The organism is Thermocoleostomius sinensis A174 (assembly GCF_026802175.1).
In the GTDB taxonomy this organism is placed as follows: domain Bacteria; phylum Cyanobacteriota; class Cyanobacteriia; order Elainellales; family Elainellaceae; genus Thermocoleostomius; species Thermocoleostomius sinensis.
Genome location: NZ_CP113797.1, coordinates 3,701,732 through 3,726,954, shown reverse-complemented (window position 1 = coordinate 3,726,954; position 25,223 = coordinate 3,701,732). Strand labels below are relative to the sequence as shown.

Annotated in this window: 24 protein-coding genes; 7 read left to right on the top strand and 17 right to left on the bottom strand. The window is 48.8% G+C overall.

Going from position 1 to position 25,223, the window contains the following annotated elements:
- Positions 1–21: 21 nt before the first annotated feature.
- Positions 22–525, bottom strand: a complete 504-nt coding sequence (locus tag OXH18_RS16130) for an Hsp20/alpha crystallin family protein (protein WP_268608124.1) — start codon at positions 523–525, stop codon at positions 22–24.
- Positions 526–784: 259 nt separating this feature from the next.
- Entirely contained in the window at positions 785–2,095 is a 1,311-nt protein-coding gene (gene codB / locus OXH18_RS16125; protein WP_268608123.1) for a cytosine permease, read from the bottom strand.
- Between the two features lie 236 nt (positions 2,096–2,331).
- On the opposite strand from codB, the gene OXH18_RS16120 reads away from it, so the two are divergent.
- The gene (locus OXH18_RS16120) at positions 2,332–3,231 is read left to right on the top strand and encodes a fatty acid desaturase family protein (RefSeq protein WP_268608122.1); all 900 of its coding nucleotides are present in this window, start codon (positions 2,332–2,334) and stop codon (positions 3,229–3,231) included.
- Positions 3,232–3,257: 26 nt separating this feature from the next.
- Here the strand turns inward: OXH18_RS16120 and OXH18_RS16115 are convergent, their stop codons facing one another.
- The gene (locus OXH18_RS16115) at positions 3,258–4,097 is read right to left on the bottom strand and encodes a prephenate/arogenate dehydrogenase (protein WP_268608121.1); all 840 of its coding nucleotides are present in this window, start codon (positions 4,095–4,097) and stop codon (positions 3,258–3,260) included.
- Between the two features lie 289 nt (positions 4,098–4,386).
- On the opposite strand from OXH18_RS16115, the gene OXH18_RS16110 reads away from it, so the two are divergent.
- The 3 genes from OXH18_RS16110 to OXH18_RS16100 all read left to right on the top strand — a co-directional run bounded on the left by OXH18_RS16110 (position 4,387) and on the right by OXH18_RS16100 (position 7,218).
- Complete coding sequence (locus OXH18_RS16110) at positions 4,387–6,150, top strand: helicase C-terminal domain-containing protein (protein WP_268608120.1); 1,764 nt, start codon at positions 4,387–4,389, stop codon at positions 6,148–6,150.
- 102 nt (positions 6,151–6,252) lie between these two features.
- Positions 6,253–6,465, top strand: a complete 213-nt coding sequence (locus OXH18_RS16105; protein ID WP_268608119.1) for a DUF2839 domain-containing protein — start codon at positions 6,253–6,255, stop codon at positions 6,463–6,465.
- A gap of 411 nt (positions 6,466–6,876) precedes the next feature.
- Entirely contained in the window at positions 6,877–7,218 is a 342-nt protein-coding gene (locus OXH18_RS16100; RefSeq protein ID WP_268608118.1) for a DUF1815 family protein, read from the top strand.
- Between the two features lie 72 nt (positions 7,219–7,290).
- Here the strand turns inward: OXH18_RS16100 and dacB are convergent, their stop codons facing one another.
- The 6 genes from dacB to hpf form a co-directional block, all read right to left on the bottom strand.
- Positions 7,291–8,739: a D-alanyl-D-alanine carboxypeptidase/D-alanyl-D-alanine endopeptidase gene (gene dacB, locus OXH18_RS16095; RefSeq protein ID WP_268608117.1), complete on the bottom strand. Its 1,449-nt coding sequence runs from the start codon at positions 8,737–8,739 to the stop codon at positions 7,291–7,293.
- Positions 8,740–8,838: 99 nt separating this feature from the next.
- Entirely contained in the window at positions 8,839–9,897 is a 1,059-nt protein-coding gene (locus OXH18_RS16090; RefSeq protein ID WP_268608116.1) for a glycosyltransferase family 4 protein, read from the bottom strand.
- 25 nt (positions 9,898–9,922) lie between these two features.
- A complete protein-coding gene (locus OXH18_RS16085; protein WP_268608115.1) occupies positions 9,923–10,123 on the bottom strand; it encodes a hypothetical protein in 201 nt (66 codons plus the stop codon).
- Between the two features lie 555 nt (positions 10,124–10,678).
- Positions 10,679–11,845: an LL-diaminopimelate aminotransferase gene (locus OXH18_RS16080; protein ID WP_268613196.1), complete on the bottom strand. Its 1,167-nt coding sequence runs from the start codon at positions 11,843–11,845 to the stop codon at positions 10,679–10,681.
- Between the two features lie 260 nt (positions 11,846–12,105).
- Positions 12,106–12,774, bottom strand: coding sequence for a GvpL/GvpF family gas vesicle protein (locus OXH18_RS16075; RefSeq protein WP_268608114.1), 669 nt, complete (start codon positions 12,772–12,774; stop codon positions 12,106–12,108).
- A gap of 232 nt (positions 12,775–13,006) precedes the next feature.
- The gene (gene hpf, locus OXH18_RS16070; RefSeq protein WP_268608113.1) at positions 13,007–13,657 is read right to left on the bottom strand and encodes a ribosome hibernation-promoting factor, HPF/YfiA family; all 651 of its coding nucleotides are present in this window, start codon (positions 13,655–13,657) and stop codon (positions 13,007–13,009) included.
- 249 nt (positions 13,658–13,906) lie between these two features.
- On the opposite strand from hpf, the gene lipB reads away from it, so the two are divergent.
- Complete coding sequence (lipB, locus tag OXH18_RS16065; protein WP_268608112.1) at positions 13,907–14,587, top strand: lipoyl(octanoyl) transferase LipB; 681 nt, start codon at positions 13,907–13,909, stop codon at positions 14,585–14,587.
- 156 nt (positions 14,588–14,743) lie between these two features.
- Here the strand turns inward: lipB and OXH18_RS16060 are convergent, their stop codons facing one another.
- The 5 genes from OXH18_RS16060 to OXH18_RS16040 form a co-directional block, all read right to left on the bottom strand.
- Positions 14,744–15,331: a TIGR04376 family protein gene (locus OXH18_RS16060; protein ID WP_268608111.1), complete on the bottom strand. Its 588-nt coding sequence runs from the start codon at positions 15,329–15,331 to the stop codon at positions 14,744–14,746.
- A gap of 142 nt (positions 15,332–15,473) precedes the next feature.
- Positions 15,474–16,841, bottom strand: a complete 1,368-nt coding sequence (locus OXH18_RS16055) for an FkbM family methyltransferase (RefSeq protein ID WP_268608110.1) — start codon at positions 16,839–16,841, stop codon at positions 15,474–15,476.
- 101 nt (positions 16,842–16,942) lie between these two features.
- Positions 16,943–18,430 (bottom strand): methyltransferase domain-containing protein, encoded by a 1,488-nt coding sequence (locus tag OXH18_RS16050; RefSeq protein WP_268608109.1) that lies wholly within the window; start codon positions 18,428–18,430, stop codon positions 16,943–16,945.
- A 68-nt stretch (positions 18,431–18,498) separates the two neighbouring features.
- Positions 18,499–19,746 carry a hypothetical protein gene (locus OXH18_RS16045; protein WP_268608108.1) on the bottom strand — a complete coding sequence of 416 codons (1,248 nt, stop codon included), beginning with the start codon at positions 19,744–19,746 and terminating at the stop codon, positions 18,499–18,501.
- A 230-nt stretch (positions 19,747–19,976) separates the two neighbouring features.
- Positions 19,977–21,047: an isocitrate/isopropylmalate dehydrogenase family protein gene (locus tag OXH18_RS16040; RefSeq protein ID WP_268608107.1), complete on the bottom strand. Its 1,071-nt coding sequence runs from the start codon at positions 21,045–21,047 to the stop codon at positions 19,977–19,979.
- Between the two features lie 120 nt (positions 21,048–21,167).
- Here OXH18_RS16040 and OXH18_RS16035 point away from each other — a divergent pair, with 120 nt between their 5' ends.
- A complete protein-coding gene (locus tag OXH18_RS16035; RefSeq protein ID WP_315874738.1) occupies positions 21,168–21,950 on the top strand; it encodes a peroxiredoxin-like family protein in 783 nt (260 codons plus the stop codon).
- A gap of 45 nt (positions 21,951–21,995) precedes the next feature.
- On the opposite strand, the gene OXH18_RS16030 is transcribed toward OXH18_RS16035, so the two are convergent.
- Together OXH18_RS16030 and psb28 are read right to left on the bottom strand one after the other, a co-directional pair.
- A complete protein-coding gene (locus OXH18_RS16030) occupies positions 21,996–22,502 on the bottom strand; it encodes a MogA/MoaB family molybdenum cofactor biosynthesis protein (RefSeq protein ID WP_268608105.1) in 507 nt (168 codons plus the stop codon).
- 275 nt (positions 22,503–22,777) lie between these two features.
- Entirely contained in the window at positions 22,778–23,113 is a 336-nt protein-coding gene (psb28, locus tag OXH18_RS16025) for a photosystem II reaction center protein Psb28 (RefSeq protein WP_268608104.1), read from the bottom strand.
- 233 nt (positions 23,114–23,346) lie between these two features.
- Here psb28 and OXH18_RS16020 point away from each other — a divergent pair, with 233 nt between their 5' ends.
- Entirely contained in the window at positions 23,347–23,580 is a 234-nt protein-coding gene (locus tag OXH18_RS16020; RefSeq protein ID WP_268608103.1) for a hypothetical protein, read from the top strand.
- A 178-nt stretch (positions 23,581–23,758) separates the two neighbouring features.
- Here OXH18_RS16020 and OXH18_RS16015 read toward each other — a convergent pair whose 3' ends face one another.
- Positions 23,759–25,150 (bottom strand): AtzE family amidohydrolase, encoded by a 1,392-nt coding sequence (locus OXH18_RS16015; protein WP_268608102.1) that lies wholly within the window; start codon positions 25,148–25,150, stop codon positions 23,759–23,761.
- Between the last annotated feature and the right edge of the window lie 73 nt (positions 25,151–25,223).

Sequence of the window (25,223 nt, the reverse complement as noted above, 5' to 3'; positions counted from 1 at the left end):
AATTACCTGTTAATTACCTGCCTAAGATTTAGCCCCTTTAAACGTGAGCGATCGGCGCATCACCGAAGAAGATTGAGACAGATCAAGCACTTGGTTGAAGCGAACCAAAAGGCGCTGGCGCTCAATTTGACCAGATTTAGGCAACGTCAGTGATAATAAATTGTGTTGAAGACTGGCATTCACCGTTTCTGGATGAACCGCCACAGGAAAGGGAATGATGCCTTCGAGGTGCTCGGCACTAAAAAAGCCCTCTACCATATCCAACAATGATTTGGCACGAATCACAGCCGTTTCTGGGGAAATATGCAGTTCCAATGCTTGAAAGGGAATATCCGATAGCCAAACGTCTAGCTTCACTTCAGTTTCGGTGTAGTGCATTCTAATTTCCGAAATCCAGTTTGTGTCATTCGTAGCAACCCACACGGTGGACTGTGGACACTCATTGGCTAAATCGGTTAATACAGTCTGTATCTGTTGATGGAGGGTTTCCAAAACCGATAGAGCTTGCCGATGAAGTAGGGACATAGTGGATAGTTGCAGCAATCGCCATTAGAAATAAAGCCGTGTGCAATGAAAGTCCAAATTCTGTCAAGCTATCTCAAGCTGCTGTCATTCGGTTCTGCTAAATCTGAAAGAAACAGAGACAGCTAGAGCAGAGGACTTCAATTGCTTCATTTCTAATGCTAGAAAAAGAAAATAAAGAAGTCATAAAGACAATCAACAACTTACGATCGGGGCTAGCTCGATCGCGGGTTAGGTGCAACACTGATTTACTGCTGTAACCTTATGAGGTCTGGGTGGGTAAAGCTTTAGCTAAAACATAGTAGATGATAACCGCCGCCACTATGCCATTAATAGGTGCAATGCCAATATTGGCTTGAGACGAAAAATAGGCAATGGCCGAAGCCACAACATAGGATATAATTCCTGCCCAATTGAAGGCAGGCTGGGGTTGATCGAGCGGTGGAAATGCACCCCGACGGTAGAGCCAAAAATCTGCCATGATAATGCCCCCAATTGGAGGAATGAACGTACCCAACAAAATTAGATAGGGAACCAGTGCTTCATAAATGCCTGCCCATGCCAAAATTAGGGCAATCGTCGCGCCTCCCAACACAAACCATGTGCGCTTGTTGGTGCGAAACATGTGTGCTCCTGCCACTGAAAAGGCATACATCGTGTTGTCTTGCGTTGTCCACATATTGAGGAACAGCAGCACTAAGCCCCAAAACAGCAACCCTTGATAGGCCATCACTTGCACAATGTCCGAGCTATCGGCCACATCGCTGACGCCAGAGTAGACCAAGGCACAAAAGGCGCCCGTAAAAATCAGAAAGCCATTAGCCAAAAAGAAGGCAGCCAATGTGCCAATCGTGGCCGTTTTTGCAGAATTGGCAAACCGGCTCCAGTTTGTGGCTTGGGTTCCACCAGAAACAAACGTGCCGACAATAATTGTGAGGGCCGCGCCGATCGTCATCTCACCTTGGGGCGTGATTGCTTGCAGTCCTTGCCAGCCACCCACTTGACCAGCGGCGATCGACAAACTCCAAAGCATTAAAATCAGCATCGCGGGGACGGCAATCCGGCTTAGCCAGTCCATCGCCCGATAGCCAATATAGGCTGTCCAACAGAAAAAATAGGTGAAGAACAAAATCGTCAACCAGTTTAAGGATTCTGGAACCCCCAACAGCTTGTTCAGCAAATCGGCAATTAGGGCAGACCCCCATGCATACCAACCAATTTGTGTGAACCCCAGAATGAAATCAACCCAGCGCGAACCAATGTTGCCAAAGCTAAATCGCGACATTAGAACCGTTGTTAGTCCGGTGTTGGCAGCAATATAGGCCAGACCAGCGGCATAAATTCCCAAAATCAAATTTCCAACTAGAATCAGACCTAACAAGTCTGGGAAGAACCGGAACTGTGGCCCCACCAAGCCGCCCGCAAACAACGTGCCCGAGTAAAGCGTAAACCCCATCAATAGTGGAGCTAATGACCATAGTGACTTACGAGATTCGGCAGGAACTGCACTAAGGGGATAGTCTTCTCCAGATTGGGATCGATCGACATACTGCGATTCGGTGGAAATGCTCATTTGCTATCTGCACCTTTACGAAGTTTTTATATTTAGTAGCAGTCTATTGTCTATGCTGTGTAGCGATGAAACAGTAATTTAGGGCACCAAGTTAAGGACACTTCGGTTCACGGCTACCTTGTCTATAGAACCCTAAATATAGGAACTGCAAGAACAAACAACTCTATATCTGGCGTTCAACTTTAAAAGCTGTGTTATGCTGGGCGGTCAAACCCTTCACAGAGTGCCCCACAACTATGCTTTGGAAATATACTTGGCGCGACAGTATTCCGCTGAGCGTGACATTGTTTCAGCTAGCCCTCAATGTCTGGATAGCGGCAACGTGGTACGATCGCACCTTGCTACAAAACCTGTTATTTCTGCCGCTTTGCGTTTTCTTGTTTTGGTACAACGGTCTCGTAGCCAGCCACAATTTTGTTCATACCCCTTGGTTCAAGGCTGAATGGTTAAATCAGCTCTATCTGGTGATTAATTCGATTAACATTGGGCTGCCCCAAATCTACTATCGCTACGAGCATTTGCTTCATCATCGCTATGTTAACGATCGTCAAGATGCATATGGTCACACGAACGATCCGACCTCTTTGTTTGCCCACGGTCAACAGGGTGAACCGGAACCAGTTTGGTCTTACTGTGCGCTCGGCATCTTTCGAGCCAATTTAGTTGCAGCCTTTAGAGAAATTATTAAGCGAGGCGAAAAACATCAGTTGTGTGTTGAACTGGTAGCGTGCATGCTTGGTTTGCTCGGCTTCCTCTACCTCTCGTGGCAGTATGTTCTAGTTATTTTTATTCCTACTTTTTATCTTGGTTGGTTTTTAGAGCATCTAGAGAATTATTATGAGCACTTTGGCGGCATTCCAGAAAACCGCTATGCCAATTCCACGAGCTATTATGGTGAACTTTATAATTTATTATTTTGTAACGAGGGCTACCACCAAGAACATCACTTGCGTCCGGGTGTGCACTGGACGAAGCGCAAGCAAACTCGTCAAGAATGGGCCGCAGAACTCGATGCCGCTAATCGAGTCATCCTACGGTTTCCTCCCATTCTCGCTATTCTTGATCATCGTCGCATTCAGCGCAAGCATCGATCGGTACTTCCCGTGTCGATGGACCCAGAAGTTGCAATGCCATAGGTTCTGCGTTCCGTTGTAAAACTTTACTATTGCAAAAATTCCGATCGGGCTTGTTGAGTTTGTATCAGAAGTTCTTCTAGTTCTGTCCAATCTCCTCCTTCAATCGATCGAATGGTTTGATCTAATTGGTCTCGATAACAATACAGTGCGTGCAGTAGCGCTTGCTGATTGTAAGTTGCCATCATGACTCCTAATTCTGGATTACCGCCACCCACACGACTTGTATCTCGAAACCCAGAACTAGCTAGCTGCTGCGCCAGTTTTAGCACGATCGGATCATCTTCGTTTAGGCAAGCGGCAATCAAACTTGCACTAATCATGACGGGTAGGTGCGAAATCCAAGCCACTGCCCGATCGTGATCCTCCGGATGACAATGGTAGATGCGGCTGCGGAGTGACTGAACCACGGCGGTAACCTGGTCAATCGCCGCCTGGGGCGTCGAGTCGATCGGTGTTAATACATAGGGCCGGTCTACAAACAAGCCGGACACCGCCGCATTTAAACCACTTTCAGCCGTTCCCGCCATCGGGTGTCCACCCACAAAGTTTGGCCAGCGCGGAGCAATCGTATTCACCACAGACGTTTTGACCGATCCCACATCCGTCAGCACCGTGGTGGGCGCGAGATGAGGAATTAACTGTTCTACAGTCGGTTTGATAGCTCCTAGCGGAGTACAAAGAAAAATGAGGTCGGCCGCCTTCATTAGAGCTAGATCAGGACTAGCCTTGTCCACAATCTGTTGAGCTACGGCTTGAGCACAGGTTTCCGAGCGTCGGCTCACTCCCAAAATGGTATGACCCAGTGCCCGCAAATCGATCGCCAATGAACCGCCAATCAGTCCGAGTCCAATCACCCCAATCTTCATGAATCTTTTGGGCTTGATGCTGCCGTTCGCTGCCATCTATCGGAAGCAATACTATACAGGAAAACGCTCACTCTGGCACCCATCGATCTGAACACTTCCTTGGCATGTCAGACCTGTTCAGACCTTTCGCCTTGAGTGGCTAAGTCTTAATACTGTGTTTGAATCTCTGACCTCCAACTTTTGATCTCGAACTGATCTCCAACTTCACTAAGTCCTATAAGCGTTTGTGTCACAATGAAGTTCATTGAGTCCTTCAGACATTCACTGCTCAGTAATCGAGACAACGCTTGTGATTGAGGTAGAAGTTCATCAACAACTCCGGGCTTTCCTACGAGAGCAGGGCGAACCCTATTGGCACCATCATCTGACAATGGCGCGCCTAGTTGCTCGTGCACTGCGCTTGGGGCGGAGTGCATTGCTGCAAGCAGGTGCTCCTTCGGGCTATCACGGGCGTTATCGCTTGAGTTACTTAATGCCGCTGTTAATTTGGCAGGGATCAGTGATTTTGGTGACAACCGCCGCCGTGCAGCAGCGCCTGTTGATGGTCGAAATCCCCCGTTTGCGCCAGTGGATTCCGGATCATAAAGCTATTCGGACAGGCGATCGCTGGTGTGATGATTTTGAAGGGCTGCTATTGACAACACCCCAAGCTTGGTTGTTCGATCGGCTCACCCAGGCAGGACGGTTTCCTGACCATATTCCAACTATTATCGATGGAGCCGATGATCTAGAAACATGGACTCGGCAGCAGTTAACCCACCAAATTCACTCCCAGGATTGGGACGATTTGATGGCAGCGTATCCTCACTGTGCCGATACCATCCGCGATGCCCGCGTTCAACTGACTCGTTCCATCTTTCAACATCCTGCAAATCCCTACGATTGTTATCTAATTGATCCCGATGAGCGAGAGATCCTAACGCGACTGTATGCAGCGTTGTCTGTTCCATTGTCATTAGAAGATGCGGCTTCCCTGACATCGCTTGATTCTGAGAAAACGGATGCGGCGAACTGTGAGCGCGATCGCCCATCGGTCAATCTAGATGAAGCCGATCTAGATGAACCAGAGCAGGAGTGTGAGGCAACGACCATTGATTCCCATCGTGATCCCCTTGGTAGGGGCGATCGTGGCGGGGTCGATCACCTTGATCCCGTCACCACAGCCGCCAATCAACGGTTGACCCAATTGCCAACTGCGTGGGAAGACTTTAGACAAGCCCTGAAACAGCCTGATCAAATGCTGTGGACAGAAGTTGCGCGGCAGCAAGGACAATTTACGCTGTTGAGTTGCCCAGTAGATGTTGCACCTGCCCTGCGACCGGTTTGGTTACAGCAACCGGTCGTCCTCATTGGGGGATCGTTGGATCTAGATGCAGATGCCAAAATTTATCGCCAGCGGGTGGGGTTAGATACCATTACTTGCCTAAAGTTCACGCTCGATCGCCAGCACGAACTAGTTCACCTTTACCTGCCCGACGGATTACCAATGCCCAATACGCCCCAGTTTCAGCCAGTGCTCATGCAAGAAATTCGGGCCCTACTAGGAGCTACCAATACAGCTAACCAAGGCTTAACTGTGTTGTTGATTGAAGATGTGCCCCTAAAAGCTCAAATTGGCTCGGTTCTGGCGTCTGAGTTTGGGTCGCGCGTGCAGGTAGAAAAAACGTGCCTGGACGATCGCGGCATCTTAGTGACAGGCTGGGAGTTTTGGCGCCAACACCAAGGGGTGCTTCCGGCTCCCCAATTGCTGGTAATTGCGACGTTGCCGTTGCCTTCTCTAGAAAATCCCCTAGTAGCAGGACGAGTTGCTCACTATAAACGCAATCGACAGGACTGGTTTCGTCTATATTTGCTGCCAGAGGCACTCAGCGATTTGCAACGGGCGATCGCTCCTGTCCGAGAATCTCAAGGGGTTGTGGCGCTTCTAGACAATCGCGTCAACCATCGTAGCTATGGGCAACAAGTGTTAGCCGCCCTCAGTCCTTTTGCCCGCATTAACTACGTCGATGCCAGTTTATTCAACTCCTTTGAAGAACTTGGGATTGGAGACTGAGATAAGGACAAAGGCACAGGTCAATGCGGCGTAAACCAGTATGATTGAAACACAGGGGTGCTCGTTGAAAAAGTAGACAAGGAAACCAGGAGGAGCCGAACCATGGGTGATTCAAAGCGACGGAAAGAAGTCTTGGGAGAGAAGTATGGACAGGAACCCAACATTGCTCCGTGGTTACCCATCAAAAAAAGCCAGGCACAAAAGTTTGTAGATTGGAGTACCCGAGGAGCTTGGATTGGGATTGGTCTGCTTGTAACCTACTGGATCGTTATTCGTTTCATCGGCCCAGCTTTTGGTTGGTGGCAGGTTAACTAATATCTACGGATTGTCTTTTGCCACAGAATTTAAATATTTCTATAGAACGTCACACTAATCGATAAGAAATTTAACTATCTACTGGCAGGGAGTTCAACTTAAAGGCTACGCTGGTTTGAAAGGGTGTTTGTACAGTTCAATGCTTCTTAGGATGAGCTTGACTGTTGTGCCTGATACTTTTATCCGAATCAGCAGTCAGTTACCCTGAGCTAGCAACTCTACAGTAACAACCCTCATTGGTCTGCATCGCTTAATTATTAACTTTTAATTCTTTGTTAACGGCTCGTTTTCGTCATTTCAACACCACCACCTGGAGTATATTCCTGCATCACACGTAAAGAATTTAAATACTTAAGAAATTATAAAAAGGTCTAAAATTGTGTGATATGTGTGGTGATAGGAGGTCAAGTTATGTTCCTTAGACTTGCAGAACAACATCGCCAATTCGTCCATGACCTTGTAATGAATCTTCAAGCGCTTGCCATTGTGCTGGAGCAACGAGGCTATTTGGCTTCTTGCTATACCTGTGGTGGGCAGATGAGTAGTGCATCGTTCATGGTCAGTTTGGGCGAAAACCATTTGATTCGTTTTTTGGTTTCAGACTACGGAATTACCTGGACGGAGATGCGAGACGATCGGGAGTTGATGAAGCTAGAAGGAGCAGAAGCCATCAGCCAACTTCAAGAGCTTGCCAATCTCATCAAGTACCAAATTCAACCGTCCGATCGCCTGATGGTGGGCCGTGCTTCCTAACTGGGTGATTGGGTGATTGGGTTAAACTATCCAATCACAATTCAATACGGACGGTCGAAGCAATCGCCCAATTCAACACGATCGCACTTGAGCTAACTGTTCTACTATCGCATCGAGACTGGTTTGTACTTGACTGGGTGCCTGATGGAACGGATTCACCAGGAGACTGAATACAAGGGCTGATTGATGCCCAAGTTCAAGATACCCAGAAAGCGCCATTGCATTGCGCAATTGCCCGGTTTTTCCCCGTAGCTTTTGTTCGACCAGCGTTTGACGAAATCGATTTTGCAGCGTTCCGTTAACTCCTGCAAGTGCGAGTGAATGTCGATAAGTGGATGCATTTGACGATCGCGCCATTATTTGTAGGGTTTGCACAATTGCTTCTGGACTGACTAAATTGTGACGAGACAGTCCTGAGCCGTCTACAAGGGCATAACTGTCTGGGTTGATTCCCCAACCATTGAACGTCATTTCTAACGCAGCAATTCCCGCCTCCAAGGTCGAAGTTGCCTCTTCGTTGCGTTTTCCAAGCGATCGCAGCAACACTTCAGCATATAGGTTATTACTCTCTCGATTGGTTTCTACGAGCAGTTCACTGAGGGGAGGGGACTCAACGGCGGCAATTTCTAGTCCTTGGGGATCAGTAAATTGGGTAGTTACAATCGTTTGTCGCACTTGAATTCCTTGCGTTACCAAAATTTGCACAAACCGCTGCATGAACCGTTGGGCTGGCTGCGGCACCGAGACAGCAACTGGCTCAGACGCAGACCCAACCCGCAACTGCCCGTGCACATACAGTACTGAGCGACTGAGATCGCGCCCCACGGTTAAAAACTCCGTCGCATCTACAGGAACTGTGGTCGATCGATTTTGTACCTGCCACATAATGGACTCAGCCGGATCATCCCATCGCACCGCCAAGGGTTGCCCTAATGCTTGCGGGATCACTGTTAGACCAATGGCATTCTGATTCAAGATCAGGCTATTGACAGGTGCCCCATAGCCAGCTTGGATATCTTCCCATTCCCAAGTAGGGTTGATGGAGTCTCCTTGAAAATAGGAGTCGTCTCCAATCAGCCGATCGACCGTTGTAATCCCTCGCTCGCGTAATTGCTGAGCCAAACTAACCAGATCCTCATCCGTTAAACTGGGATCGCCTCGTCCAACGATGTATAGAGTTTGCTGATTGGCAAAATTTCTATGGTAAATCGAGGTACGAATCCGAAAGTCTGGGCCCAACTGCTCTAAGGCTGCCGCTGTCGTCAGCAGTTTGACATTAGAAGCGGGAACGAAATACTGCTCGGCATTGTGGCTATAAAGTGGCTGTGGATCGCCCAAGGATTGAACCAGAACCCCCCAGCGAGTTCGGCGCAGTTCAGGACGGTTCAGCACAGCATCGATCGAATCTCGCAACTGGCTAGTACAGATTGCGGCGTCTTGAGCGCTGGAAGGAAATGCTCCTAGCCCTAGCCAACTGCACAATACCACGAGCAACCCTGCCTGGTTCAATCGGATGATCACAGTAGACTCAACTTCATCGACGCCAAAAATACGCCCTTACTCTACTGGAATTCCACTGAGAACTCAAGGTGAGCCATCAAGGCAAAGGTGAAGGTTTCGCTAGGTGGTTGACCATTTAGTTTTGCCGACGCCACGAACGCTGATTTGATCTGCAACGCTATCCAAAATTCTGCCCAGTGCAATTCCAGCCGCCTCATCGGAAAAGTGCTGTGCGGCATACTGTTTGGCAGCGTTCCCCAAGCGCTGGCGAAGTTGAGGATCGTTCCAAAGCTGTTCGATCGCCTGCTTGAGGTCGTCTACAGATTGGGGATCAACCAGCAAGCCAGTTTCTCCATGCTGAATATAATCGTCTGCTCCATGGCACCGAGTAGCGATAATGGCTCGTCCCATTCGCATTGCTTCTACCAAGGTGACTTGCCCGGCCGCCGTAGCTGTGGGATTTGGCATAAGTGGAATGACGTTAATCCGAGCTTCTTGGGCTAACCGCAAACAATCGCTGCGGCTGATGCCAAAGGGGGTTTGCACTTGCGCCGGAATCGGGAGTCCTTCTAGAGCACGTTTTCCTGAAGCAACGATCGTAGGTAAGTTGAGCGCTTCTACTGCTTTGAACAATGTTGGAAAATCTCGATGAGCGGAACCAAGGGAGACAATGAAGGGTTGGGTTTCGTTTTCTTCGTACTGGATCGGAATTTCGGGCGCTTGATAGGGAACAAACTCAAATCGATTGTCGGGCAAGTTTAACCACTGGCTATATAAAACTCGTTCGCGCCGAGTGTGAACGATGAAACGATCGATGCGATGAAGACTCAGTTGGGCAGCTAATCGACGTATACCCGGATTGCAAGTGCCCACGTTAAATAACCACGCCACAACTGGAATTCGTCTGCCCATTTTCTGCTGCTGTAGGCCAACAGTAGCAGCTAGCTGTGGAAACACCGTAATTACGCCGCCTTGAGTTGCTTCAATCGCCGCTTTGCCCTGCTGCCAATACATTACCCATTCTTTCCACCCACTGACTGAAGAGTGGCGATTGTGCCAGTTTGCTGAAGGCTGTTGACTTGGAATCAGTTGAAATTGATGCCGCTCGCCCGGAACATAAGGCGTTAACCAATGATTATCATCTCGTTCAAGGAAAGGGGCCGCCACGGTCCAATGCATCGTGTCAATTCTCCTAAGACGTGAATCAGGGTGGACTGATGAGCAAGGCTTGAGAAGCGCTCACTAAAACTTCTGCTGGATTGCTGCCTGGGCCGTTGAACGTGGGCAGTACTGAGTCAGCCGCGATTGATATAAAAGCGATCGCTACAGATGAACCAAACAACGGTGGAAGGAGGGTTCGATGGCGTACCCTCTGAAACCAGAAGGTGAAAGTGATGGGGAACATATTTGTTTGCTAGGAATGGCTTGCTAGGAATGAGTGAAATCAGACTTTAGTTGCGATTTAGACAACTGTGTCATCAAGAGTAATGTATTTTTTAATACAAAAAATATGAATTTGTACCCAGAGTATTATTCCTAGACAGGCTCAATGAACCGGAGAAAAATTAGCTCTATCTAGGGATTTCAATGAAATCTATAGCTTCATTGCTCTTTAAATCACAGAGAAACACGTGGCGAGATTGAGGCAGATTGTAACGAGTTGTCTATTAAATTGACAGTAATCATCTCGTGGTTTTCACTGAATCTTCTCATCTAAAATTGAAACAAAGCTATAAAAAATGCCTAGAAAGTTGACTTTCTAAGCACTGTGAGAAATTTGAGCTAGAGATTTTTGTGAAGCTTTGATGAAGCAGCGGAATCTTTACAAATTCTTCGATTAATTGAGGACCTGCATTGATAGCGGCTAGCGGTCAACTAACTCAACAATGAAATGATCAACTGTAAGATCAACTGTAATAGAACAAACTTTTGAACAAACGTCACTCCGTTGGCAGAACCATCACTGCAAAAACTGGTGAATGCGATCGATGGCGGTTTCCAACACGGCTGGTTCGTGGACCAGAGCAAAGCGAACATATCCCTCGCCAGATTTACCAAATCCGGCTCCAGGCGAAATGGCAACGCCAGTAGCCTCTACTAGCTGGGTGCAGAACCCGATCGAATCTTCTCCCCAAGCTTCTGGCAATTTTGCCCAAATGTACATCGTGGCTGTGGGAATAGGGACTGTCCACCCAATTCGATGCATGGCTTGTACAAACGCATCGCGACGCTGCCGAAAGGTTTCAACTGCCATCGTCACATGGGTTTGAGGTCCAGTCAGAGCCGCCGTTGCTCCATTCAAAATTCCAAGATATTGATTAAAATCGACAGCAGCCTTCACCTGGCGCAAGGCTCGAATCAAATCAGCATTTCCAATAGCATAGCCCACCCGAAATCCGCCCATGTTGTAGGACTTAGACATGGTAAAAAATTCGATCGAAACCGTTTTATCAGGATCAGCCTGTAGCACTGATGGCGGCTTTGCTCCGTCGAATACCAAATCGGCATAGGGGAAATCATGGACCAGCACTAAATTGTGCTGTTGACAAAAGGCAACGGCTTCTTGAAAGAAACGCAATGGAGCAACAGCCGTCGTGGGGTTATGGGGATAGCTCAGTACCATCATCCGTGCTTGTGCTAATACGGGGGCAGGAATATCTGCCAGCACTGGCAAAAACCCATTTTCTGCCAACAACGGCATGGGATAAATTTGTCCACTGGCCAGATACACGCCTCCGGCATGGGAGGGATATCCTGGATCTTGCAGTAAGGCGAAATCACCAGGATTAAGAATAGCTAACGGCAGATGCGCTGTTCCCTCCTGTGAGCCAATCAGTTGCAGTACTTCTGTCTCTGGATCAACGGCAATGCCAAACTTTTGGGTATACCACTGTGCCGCGGCTTGTCGAAACGATCGCGTTCCGTGATACAACAAATATCCATGCGTGCGGGCGTCTGGCAGCGATTGAGCGATCGCCTCTAGGATATGATTTGGAGTTGGCAAATCAGAGGAACCAAGCGACAGATCTAGAATTTCTTTTCCAGTTGCTTTCGCCTTCGCCTTGGCGTGATCCATATCGGCGAATACATTTGATTGCAGCGGAGCCAAACGTTGAGCGAATTGAATCATGAGAAGATGCGGTCGGTTGTAGTATACCCTAAGGTCAGAATATCGCAGTCATCAACCGATTGACAGAAACAGTTGCTGGCTGAAACTGAGTTAAATTGTGGCGATGCCGAGTTTTTGGCTGAAAATTAAGGAAACTTGCAGAATCACGAGTTAGAACCTGAGAAGGAAATCATACTTAGCTCGACTTTAGTCAATCCCTTCATGAGAAATTGCCTTCATAAGAGATAAAGGAGATAGAGCCGAGCTTAGGCAATCGTCTACACAAAGTGATAGGGCGGCAACGCTTCACCTAAACTGAGCTCCCATCGCGGACAAAACGATTGCCACGTTTTTACCCAATCCTGCAACAGTGGCTCGTACTGCCGATCGCTCAAAATATAAATTCGTTCTACTCCATCTTTGGGTTCTGTGCACGTCCACTGAGGGCAACGTTGAGCCATTGCTTCTAGTACTTTTTCCAGTTCCGATCGCTGTTGTCGCTGCCAATCTACCTTAGTTTGATAGTCCTGTTTTTTAAACAGAAAATAGTCTTTCCCTTTCAGATCAGGCGGTACAGCAAACTCTGGGGCTGCTAGCGGCACGAGCTTCAACAAGTATTCTGCCTGTCCTTGCAATTTTGCTAGTTTATCTAAATACTCAGTCCAGTGTGCGCCTAGATGCTCCATTAATCCTTGCCGCGAGACAAAGTAAGTACCAAACCGCAAGGGCAACAACGGCGTTTGCTCAAACATCTCTCGAATTACCTGATCATGACAGAGCACTGCCTGCATCAGGACATCATCGCTGATCTGAATGGTTTCCAATGATAAACCTGGCTCTACTAACGCCGCGATGCCATTCACAGCAACAAGCTGTAACGATCCCGAAATGCCTTCTGGCAAATCGAGCGGATCATCAGAGTTGGGCAAGAATGCATAGGTATACATCAAATGCTAAAGAGAAGTCACGCGTTGAGCCATCCTTAATTTTCTATATTTCTATTCTGCATAGGCAAGGACAAATAAGAAATGCCCAGTTTCCTATCTTTGCAAAATGAGTAAATCAACGACTAGGAAACTGGGCCCGGTGTGAAATGAGGATAGAAAACCCTACCCTCGGCTTGCATTAGCTGCTTCTACGTGGGCCGTGTGAGTCGCTTTACTGTGAGGATAGAAAACCCTACCCTCGGCTTGCATTAGCTGCTTCTACGTGGGCCGTGTGAGTCGCTTTACTGTGATGCTTGCCATTAGTATGCCCATTGCCATTGCGGGGCTGAATCACCCCATAGCCACCATGATTGCGTTCATAGATTACGTTGATTTCGCCAGTTTCAATATTGCGGAACATGTAGAAGTCGTGATCTACCAGTTCTAGCTGCTCCAGCGCTTGCTGAATGGTCATCGGCGGCATAGCAAAGTATTTCATCCGCACTACTTCTGTAGGCAGTTCAGGAGTTCGATCGCTTACCAACGTGGGGGCAACTGGCTCATCGGCTAGGACTTCTGCCGTTTTCACGGGTGCGTGCTGTTTGTCTTGCCGTTTCTCCTTGTATTTGCGCAATTGTCGAGCGATTTTGTTAGAAACCAAATCAATGCTGGCGTAAAGATTTTCGCTGCTTTCCTCTGCACGAACCACAGTTCCATTGGCGTAGATTGTCACCTCTGCGGTTTGCTTGGGGTTTATCCGAGGGTTGCGGGCCACCGACAGATGTACATCAACTTCCGTCGTCAATGTCTGAAAATGGTTAACAGCCTTCTCAATTTTCTGATGTACATACTCGCGGATTGCATCGGTAATTTCAATATTTTTGCCCTGGATAACAAGCTTCATAAAGCTTCCTCCCCTAAGAACATTTTGGGTCATCCCCCTTGTGTGACTGGATCTGGATAGCTGGATCAGTGTCAACTGGGGTGTATACTCCCACCCTAACACCTTGTATTCTGTACGACAGGCTCGTTTAAAATGTTTTGCATCCCTTGATAATTCTTGATTCGAACTCGGCTAGATTACGCTTGATCTCGCATGGGAGATATGGGATAGACTGATTGATTAGGTGTGAAACGCGATTGAGTCTCGATATTGACTTCTCGTTGCGGTTGGCTTTATGAACCTGGACTAGTGCCCTATGGGGTAGCTTGGCAATGGCAGCGATCGTTGGTTTCTGCCCGTCGTCAGCAGCCCACATTGAACGATGTGTTAATGCTGTTGCAACACCCGCCCGTCTACACGTTGGGTCAGGGCGGCCGTTTAGAGCACCTAAAGTTTGATACAGCCAATCCGCCCCATCCTGTACACCGAATTGAGCGGGGCGGCGAAGTGACGTTTCATGCCCCCGGACAATTAGTAGGCTATCCCATTCTCAACTTGCGGTACTATCAGCCAGATCTCCATTGGTATCTGCGACAGCTTGAGGAAGTGTTAATTCAGGTCTTGGCGCTCCACGGGCTAAAGGGTGAACGCATTGCTGGATTGACCGGCATTTGGGTCGAGGGCTGTAAGGTTGCGGCGATCGGCATCAAAGTCAGCCGATGGATTACAATGCACGGCTTTTCTCTCAATGTCTGTCCCGACTTGACGGGGTTTCAGTCAATTGTGCCGTGTGGAATCGCCGACAAACCCGTAGGCAGCTTAGCGCAATTTATTCCCCAAATTAGTCTCGATCGGGTGCAGCAGCAAGTTGCGATCGTTTTTGAGCAAGTGTTTCAAGTCAGGCTTGTCTCTGTTTCTCCTGAGGAGATGCAAAACATCATCAGGGACTAGAGGAAAATAAACATCCTTCCCCATCCTGTGGAAAACTTTTCGGCATCCTGTGGAAAACCGAAACAGCCCTGTGGAAAACTCTAGGATTCCTGTGGAAAACCCCCATAACCTGAATAGCTGCGGCATCTGCAAAAAACTCCGCTGAGTTTATCACATTTAGCGCCCCATTTGTCGTTTTAATTCTTCCAATTCTTCATCCGTTTCCCACTGTCGAAACGTTTGTTCTAGGGGATCGGCAACGCTGGTATAGCCAACCCGATAGCCCTGGTTCCATCCAGTAGTTTGCCATTGCTGTTCAGACTGAGTTTGGTAACTGGCGCGGGCAGCTTGTTGGGCTTCGGTCACTTTCTGCCGTACTTCTTGCCGACGGATCTGAATCTGCCGCTGTAGTTCGATCGTCTGCTCGATACGTTTTTTAACTAGTTCCATTTGTCCCCAAAGCTGATTGCCTTGTCGTAGTAGGGCCGCTTCCCGTTCTTCGGCCGGTTTTACTAGATCAAAACGCTGGGCTTGCTTAGCTTTCTCAATCCGAACATGCCACCGCTGTACTTCTTGCGCCGTTGTCAAAATTTCATCTTGCAGTCGTTTTTCCCGCAAGCGCAAATCTCCAAGCAACTTAATTGCTTCTGCTTCCTGCTCACGCAGTTGTTCTTCTAGGGCTTGTAGTTCTAGGTGGGGATTATTGCGCAAAAACTCCTCCAGACGACTTTCTAGGAAGGCGCTGAAGTCCTCGAATAAACTCATTGGTGTTCCTATTCAACCTGTGCCCTTTCATCCTATCAGGCAGTCAAGAAGGAAGGCTAAAGCAGGAAGGAGGAAAGGAAATCTATTAGGAGTACCCCTAGAGGTTTACCAGTATGGGAATGATTCGATCTAGGGCAAGGCATCAGGTGCGACTAAGAAATAAATCCCAGTAGCTATCTGATCGATCGCTGAGGCATCGTTCGATCGAGAGTTCCTTGGGATGGGTATCATAGTCGATGTATCGCAAAATAAAGCCTGCCGCCACAATTTCTTCTAAAAACGCTCTGGGATTAGCATACCGATTAGCGCCAAATTCCAGCACAATGGCAAGGTTAGGGTTACGCCGCACCGTTTCTTGCATTCCACGCCAAACGTTTTCTTCGGCTCCTTCCACGTCAATTTTGATGAAGTTGACCTGTGGCCAGTCTGCGGTGAGTTGATCGATCGTCACCGTTTCCACGTCCATGACTTCATCCGAGTCTCTAGCGTTGCCATAAATCGAAGCATGGCCTGTTTGCCCATGAGGAACCACTAGCTTCACAACCTCGCCTGCCTTTTCAGAAACAGCTTTGCACAATGCTTTGGCTCGATCGTTGAACCCATTCACTTCCAGAGTTTTACAAATTAGCTTAACCAAGTGAACATTTGGCTCTAGGGCAATCACTCGTCCGGCGGGGCCAACTTGGCTGGCCATCACCACAGAGTAATAACCATGATTAGCTCCTACATCTAAACAATACCAACCGGGTTTCACCGTGCGCATCATCAGCAATGTCACCCAAGGTTCCCAAAACCCGTTCAAGCTTAGATGTGGCACAATGCCCACATCTTTCGTATCGCCGTAGACAAGATAGTTTCCTAAGACCCGGCACAGAATGATGTTATCCCCCAAGTAAGCCGTCTGGCATGAAGCACGACAGGTCGATCGCAACTCTTCCAACGACAACGTGGCGAGAGGGGCATTCGGACGAGGACGAGCAGCGGTTTGCCCTTGGATAGCTTGGTTCAGCTTCTTGATAGCTCGCTCTATCTGAATCAAGCGATCGAGGACTGCATTCAATTGTTGCGTTAGCCCATCAATCCGAGGATCAGCCAATTGTTGTTTAAGGCGATCGAGGGGCTGTGACAGAGTATGACGCCATCCAAATGACGAGCCTCCCTCTAGCGATGGGTTCACCTGTTGCCAAAGCGGTTGCAAATGCACAGAATTAGTCAACGCTGGCACATCCGATCGAGCCGTTAAAATTACAAACACTTCATTGGCAAAGACAGGATTCAGTTGAGTCACTGCCTGCTTCAAAAAAGTGGGATCAATCTGTTGCAACTGGCCTTTGTGAAGAAGCAACCACTCATAGTAATCGGGCGTTAATTCATGAGTCAATTTATAAGGATACAGTTTAGAGGCTTCTTGCTTAAAGTAGCGAGGTGCAACCATGCGTTCGCCAGGTTTTAGGTATCGCTGTAGAAATTCCTTGGCATTTATCCATTGAGGGTCATTCAATTGATTCATGAATTAGTCTGTATATAACGGGAAAAAGGTGGAACCAGAGATAACATCAAAGTATTTAGAATTAAGATATTCAGAATTCACTCGTCTAAGAAGATTTCAGGCTAGGGTTTGATGGAGTTTCCTAGTTTGCTCAAAAATTTGTGCAGTTTAGCATTCGCACGATAGGAAATCGATCGTTCTTTTAACCTTGTTTGACAGTAATCTAACCGTTGTGTAAGAGTTTGACACATTCTAGGATTGGGTGCAGCGTTTAATGCCAACTGATAGGCAGCTACCGCCTCTCGAAATTGCTCGAGCCTTTCATGATATATGCCTTGATGATGGTGAACGCTGGCAATTAGCTCATCAATTGGATGATAGGGCGGTAACTGCTCTTGCGCTTTCTTGGCACGCTCTAGGGCTGCTTGAATCTGGTTCTGTTGAGCCAAACATTCTGCTTGTCCCAAAAGGCTGCGAACCACCTGAATATCACGCGCGCCGGGTGAATTTTCAGTTTTTTCGTATAAGAATTGGGCAATATCCCACTGCTTCAATCTCTTGCACACATGGGCTAATGGCAACAAATGATCTGTATCTTGAGACGATGCACACAGTGACACGATCGATTGACAATACTGCATCATCTCATCCGTTTTGTTTTGCTCTCGCAAAGCTATCATTAACCGCCGTAGAGCTGCCACTTTTAGCCGAGGTTCTATTATTTCACTTTCCACTAGTGGCTTCAGCAAGGACTCGGAGACAGCAACATTTTTCGCCTGGAGTTGAGCACAAGCAGATAAATACTGTCTCCACTCTAAAGGCAACCAGCGATCGTCATAATCACGAGAAAAATCACCCGTTTTGCGCAAGAAAAAAGCAACGCTATCAAGAACAATATCGCGACTGTAAATCGGAATCGAAGTTTTGATCGCCAAGCGTCTGGGCTGAGGCTCATTATTCGGATCAGGTTGCAGCACTAAATCAGGTTGATCGATTAATTCAAATCCTTGGATCAGCGGATTTTCGCCTGTTAACCAATGGTCAATCCAATAGCGATCAGTGAACAGCATATTCGGATCATAGCTGTGGTGATTGCTGAGGTTATATTCAGTGGTGAGAGCCGCAACACCACCTGGTTTCAAAACACGATGAATCTCTCGATAAACTTGATGTAAGTCCGCAAAACTATTGACATGTTCGATCGAGCAACAACTCCAAACCACATCAAAGCTGGTATCGGGAAATTCGATCTGCGTCATGTCCATGTGTTGTACAGTTAAACGATCGCGGCGATAGGAGAATGGACTTTGGTCATACACCTCTTCTACCGACATCGCTGCCGTAGACCAGTTCGAGGAATTGTAGAGATCGGTGGCCACCACCGCACTACAAACATTGGTAAAGGCATAAATTAAACGCTCTTGGCCAACTCCCAGTCCCAGAGCGCAGGTATTGTCATTCAGTAAACCAAGTTGCTGAAGCCCTCGATAGACCTGAATATGTTCCCAAACCTTGCGATCTTGGAAACCATCCACACCTAACAGAGATGAGATCGATCGAAATTCTTGATCTTGCCAATCTGTGATGTCTGCGACTTTACAGAATTTCACTGCGCTTCGTGGCTCCTGTGCAAGGATTGGCACTTGTAACCAAATCTTGCAATAGCTTACACGAATTCTTAAAACTTTTGCCCAATCAACACCGATCGCACATCGCCATTGCGGCGCACGATCGCTTCGTCTCCGGACACAGAAATCAACGTCCAACCACTTGCCCCAAACTTTTCGCCCACCTGAATGCGCTGAGGAGTACCATCAATTTCAAACAACGCTGCCGATCGATCGCCCAATTCCAGTAGCCCAATTAATGTATGGGTTGGAGAGGGGGCAATGTTGGGGATGGATGGCGTCGCAGGAACAGGGGCAGCGGCGATCGAGTCTGTGGGTGGAGAGGCAGACAAGGCTGAACTAGACGGAGCGATCGCCGGAGCCACAGAAGGAACAGGAGCCATCGGTAGAGGAGAAACGGAAATGCTGGGAGTGGGGACAGCGGCAATGGGAGGGGCAACCGCGATCGGGGGTGGAGGTGGCAGCGGCACAAACAACGGGTCAAGCGCAGTGGCAGGACGAGAGTCAGCGGTTGATTGCATTGGTTTGCTGCGATCGATTCTTTCTAGCGATCGACGCACATAATCTAAAAACTCAGCATCGTGCTTAGCCTGGAGAACTTCCGCTGTCGAAGGTGTGTTCGCGACTTGCGTCAATTGTGGTAATTTTGTGCGCACAAAAATCCACAACCCAGCAGCTGATATCAGGGAAATTAACGCCAGGAACATCAACAGCAAGTCAAGGGGGCGAGCAGGGGAAGCAACAACCTCAGGCAGATCTGGAAACAACTCAACCTCCGGATCGATTGAATCATCGGGTTTCAGTTGGCGGGGCGATAATTTGGGCAACAGAGCTAAACTGCTGGAGGGGGAAGTCAAGTTTGCTGCTAGAGGGGATAGTAATGACGTTGCTTTAGACGAGATAGCTTCAGACGTAGACGTAGAGGTCATCGCGTTTGTCATAGTGCTGGGTATAGCAGTCGCATCCGCCGAAGCTGGTTCAGGAGACTGAGTCGCCGCCGAAAATGGGGCGATCGCCGTGCTATGTGGGTTTGCTGGAGCCGAATCTGTTGCTAAAGGGCGAGTCGGAGAACTATCCGGCTCTAACATGCGCTCAATGTCACCAAACACCTCGTCTAGCAGCGCATCCACATTCATCGTTGTCGCCAAGCTCGGAACATCTTGAGACTGAGAATTTGCTGCTTGTTCGGTCGAACCCGTTGCCGAAATTGGCGTTGAAGGGGCACGAGACGAGCGATCGGGGCTAGCCTGACCTAATGTTTGAGGCTTAACGTTCTGAGATCTAATGGTCTGAGACATGATCGGCCCTAGGAACAACGGACAAGATGAGCAGAGTCATACGCTGTCAATAGCACTTAAGCCCGCGTAAAACTCTTGCTAGCGCTGCATATAGTATTACAGCTTTAGTTCTATCAGCAAATTGCCCCTAAACTCTAGCAAGACTCTCATTAGAGAAAAAAATTGTCACCTAAATTAACAACTTAGATAGCTCAAGTAGATCAAAAGAATCAATGGCAACCCAACTGAACCTAAAGTGCTTGCAGAAAAAGCTCGACTAGCTCTTGAGTTGCCACTATCTGATCACCTGGTTGAGGCGATAAATCGAGCGTGCGATAGCCAGCGGCCAATAGCTGTTCTTGAACTTGCCGCAATCGATCGGCTGCGCTTGTTTCTCCCCACTGTTGCAGCATCAACTCTACCGCCGCGATGGTTCCCAACGGGTTCGCAACTCCCCGTCCAGCCAAATCAGACGCCGTGCCATGAACCGCTTCATAGAGTCCAAATCCATCGGCATTCAAGCTAGCAGACCCTAGTAAGCCGATCGACCCCACTAAGGCTCCGCCAATATCGCTGAGAATGTCACCAAACAAATTCCCGGCCAAAATCACATCAAACCGTTGAGGGTTCATGACCAGTTGCATCGCCAAATTATCGACCAGCATTGACTCTACGGTGACGTGAGCAAAGGAGGGGGCAACTTCCTGAACAAGGCGCGTCCACGGCAAACAGGGCAACGCATTTTCTTTGTGGGCAATGGTGAGGTGATGACGGCGATCGGCGGCTTTTTGCAAGGCTACCTTGGCAATGCGACGAATCTCGTTATCGGTATAGCGCATCGTGTGATAGCCATAGGAACCATCGACCTCGATCGATCGCCCGCAGGGGCCAAAGTAAAGTCCGCTGGTCAGTTCTCGCACAATCAAAATATCAACATCTTGCAATCGTTCTGGTTTAAGTGGCGATGCTTGCAATAAGCTCGGCGACGGCCGAATAGGCCGTAGGTTAGCAAAAAAGTCGAACCGCTTGCGCAGTTCCAATAGCCCCCCTTGAGTCACAGCCCCAAACAAAATTCCGTCGGCTCCCTGACATAACTGCGCTGTTACTTCTGAAAAGTAACTGCCTTGTTTGACCAACGCAGGTTGTCCAATCAAACCCCGATCAATCTGCACCGAAAATCCATGTTGCTGAGCGAGGTGTTGCAAAACGGTGAGTGCTGATTCTACGACTTCTGGGCCAATGCCTTCACCGGGCAAGGCAACAACGCGATAGTGACGAGGATGCGGCATTCGGGGTTGGGAATAGGGGGGTAGGCCTGCCATTGACATCGTACTGGTAAGATGGCCTATGTTCCAGCACCGTATGAAGATGCCGCATCGGTCATCACTTCCACGACTGCAATCCTTTGGTCTCACGCACGCTTTTACACGACGCTGACACTGATGAATCTCTACGCTCTCTTAAGCCAAACCGATCGCCAGCGAGTTAGTGATGGAGCCATCGTGCCCATCTTAAGCAACTGTGAGTCTGCCGCTTGGCAACTGGTGCTGCTGTGGTCGCAGTTAGGGGACTTTGACAATCTGGAATATGCCTGGTGGTTGCAGCGAGAGTCTGAACAACTTGACGCTAAGGGAATTGCGGTTCGTGCTGTTGGCATTGGCGATCGGGCGTCGGGTCAGCAATTTTGCGCCTATACTGGGTTTCCGGCAGATTGTCTCTTTGTCGATCCAACAGCGGAACTGCACCAAATGCTCAACCTGTACTCAGGGCTATCGGTTAAACTACCTGGTTTATCCCCGTCTCAGAATGCCCTATTTAACCTGTTGCTAATGTGTGCTGGCGTTGGTAGCCCTGGCACATTAGCGGAAGTGTGGCGCGGCTATCGGGGCGATCGGCAAGCCCCCCAGTTAATCGCGGATGAGGAAACGATCAATGCTTTTCCCCTCCCCCCGCTCAAAGGGTCATTCTTCCGATGGGCGGGCGGCAAAGGGTTTCAGCGTCCGTTTGAACTAGCAACGCTCAGACTGCGGAACATGACCGAAGTACTAAGCCATTGGAAAACCTATGTTCCCAATGCTGCCTATCTAACGCAACGCGGAGCCACGTTTCTGTTTAATGCTCAAGGAGAACTGTTGTATGAACATCGCGATCGTGCCATTCTAGGATTTGCGACGGATATGAGGCATCCCCTGTCGTTTCTGTCAGTTGCGATCGAGACGAAGTAACCATTACAGAGACATCTAGATCAGCACTGTAGAGCAGTCTCGACCTTACCCTTCATTCAGTTGTTTGACCAGATGCGTCAGTTCTGGCAAAATTAGCTTCTCCATTGCCAGCCGCACCGCATTACTTGACCCAGGTAACGAGAAAATCAACGTACCTTGGTGTACCCCTGCCACCGCCCGCGACACCATCGCCCGTGAGCCAATTTCCTGATAGCTCAACCAGCGAAACAATTCCCCAAACCCTGGCAGCGTTTTTTCAAGCAGCCGTTCGATCGCATCGTAGGTGGTGTCCCGTGGGGCGATACCTGTACCGCCGTTCAGTACAATTGTCTGGATCTCTGGTTGTGCCACCCATTCCGCTACCATCGCTCGAATTTGGGCGGGTTCATCTTTCAGCAGCGCATACTGTTCGATCCGATGTCCGTTTTCCCGCAGCAGTTGCCGAATCAACCGTCCACTACGATCGGTTTCGGGAGAACGAGTATCGCTGGCTGTTAGAACTGCACAGCCAACGGAAACAGGGTCAATATCGGGATGGGGAACCTGGAGCATAATCAGAATCGTCTTGAAACTTCAGTTTGAAACTTCAGTGTCATCAAAGCCAGGACGCCCGTTTGCTAAATCAGGGGATGAACCCGGCAGATTGCCAATGTTGCCCCTAAATCCTCCGGCGCTGCCACGCTCACCACAGCCGTCGATCGCGCTGAGCCTCAACGGCTTCCGTCCCCTGAATCCCCCAAAATGGGGGACTATAAGGCTTGGTTTTCTCAGAACTGGAGACCCGAATAGAGGATGGGGGCATCAAAGGTTAACCCAACCCTAAACGGTTAAGTCTTGCTAAAGCCTAGCCCGTTTTCTTCGGCATACCGTTGCATAAAGCGCATGAACCGATCCCAATCCTCAACGCTTTTCATCGTATAGGTGGCTTCGATCGCTTCTGGTTGACCGTTGACAAACTTGGCTTTTACTTCCCGGGATACCAGTTCACCTTCCTCGTCAATCAAGTACATACCGGTAATTTCATCCGTGCGATCGTTGTCTAGCGCTTGAGGATTCTGAAAGTAAAAAATAGCCTGTCCGTTACTGCCATCCTTGGCGCGAGTCAGGCGGACATCTGGAACAACCGGTTCAGTAATTCCTCTCGAAAATTGAATCTCAGCCATACTCATCACATTCCAGTAAACTATCGTTAACTTAAACTTATCTTCCCATTTTTCTAAAGATTAAGTATTGCTGCTAAAAATCTCGGGATCTTTCCATAGGCAGAGGTTATACGTAAATGGGATTTGTTAATCAATGGCTTTGTTTTTTTTATTCTGTGATCTTACGACTGTAGGAGCAGATTAAGATAAGCCAGATTAGATTATTCCTCCGAATTACTAACCTCACACTTGTCATGGGTAAAAATTCACGTTTTTGGTTACTGGTTATCCTCTGCGGCGTATCTGGAAGTGTTCTTGGCGCAACCACCAGCCAAGCCGCGATCAATGAGTGTCTGACAGACGCCACCCCCAGCACTGAATGTCTGACGCAAAATCCAATGGAAAAGAAAGTAGAAGGCATTAGCATGGGGTTAATGGCAGGTGTCAGTGCCGCGATCGGGGCAAGCTGGCGAATTTGGCAGAAGTAGGGAGTTGGGGATGAGGGATTGGAGGTTGGGACTTGGAATCAGAGCAGATGTCCCTTCCCTTCATGTCTCCCTTCTCCCACTGTCCTTTGACGGGTTGAGCAGGGGTGGTCATGAACTGCCCCTCTGTATTTCTAACGCGATGATTGAAGATGATTGAACGTGATGATTGAACAATCGCTCAGACAATTGGTGTAGTCAAAATTCCTTTCGCCTCTAACATAGCTGCCGCTCGTAAAATCCAAGCTTCTTTGTATGGAGCGGCAATAATTTGTACACCCAACGGCAATTGATTGGGGCGTTGAATGGGCACTGACAGAATCGGCAACCCAATGAACGAAAGCGGCTGTGTATACAATCCTAAATTGGGACGTACTAAAATCTCTTCTCCATCCAGTACCATTGTTTGTTGCCCAATGCGCGGAGCTAAACAGGGGGTAGCGGGCGCTAAAATTAAGTCTACTTGTTGAAAAATTTCGCGTACCCGATCGCGATACCAGCGACGAAATCGCTGAGCTTGGGTGTACCACGTCGTAGGAATCATGGCTCCTGCTAAAAATCGATCGCGGGTGGCTGGATCAAAATCTTGCGGGCGAGTTTTGAGGCGATGGAAGTGCAAATTGCTGCCTTCGCTAGCGGTAATTACATAAGCGGCGGCGCGGGCACGATGGGCTTCGGGAATAATGACACGATCGGTTGCGCCTAAGGCGTCAGCCACTTGAGACACAGCTTCAAATACCTCCGGTTCACCGCCAGTCGCAAAATACTCATCGGCAACAGCAATCCGTAAGCCATCAATGCCTTGACCTAACTGCGGAAAACAAGGTTCTGGGGGCAATGTGGTGCAAATCGGATCGCGCACATCTGCGCCTTGCAGCAAATCAAAGGTAAGGGCAATGTCACGCACCGATCGAGCAAAGGGGCCGATATGGTCTAAACTGGCGCAAAATAAAAACGCACCTGCCCGCGACAGCCGCCCGTAGGTCGGTTTCAGTCCTAAAACGCCACAGAAAGCCGCTGGAACGCGAATCGAGCCGTTGGTGTCAGAGCCAAGCGTGAGGGGAACCAATCTTCCGGCTACGGCTGCGGCCGATCCGCCCGACGAACCACCCGCCACCCGATCGAGATCATGCGGGTTATGGGTCGCTCCATAGTGATGATTTTCTGTCACAAATCCATAGGCATATTCATCCATGTTGAGCGCCCCCACCAAAATGGCTCCTGCTTGTTTCAGCTTGGTGATAGCGGTAGCATCGCGATCGGCTGGAGAACGATCACGATTAATCATTGATCCAGCCAGGGTTGGCAGTCCAGAAATATCAAACAGATTTTTAACGGCAAAAGGAACACCCGTCAATGCTCCGGTCTGTCTACCATCGGCAAGGGCTTCATCCACATGAGCCGCTTGTGCAAGGGCTTGTTCATGCAACAGCGTGGTGAAGCAGTTTAGTTTGCCATCCTGGGCAGCAATGCGATCTAGTGTGGACTGGGTGACGGCCGTTGCAGTCATTTCTCCATTCAGAACGGCGGTTGCTGTGCCAACGGCATCGGCCTGCTCAAGGTTGAAGGTCATGGTGAAATAAAGGCTGGGTAGATGGTGTATTTCATCGTAAAGGGCAGGGCGATCGGCGTCTAGAGAGAAGAAC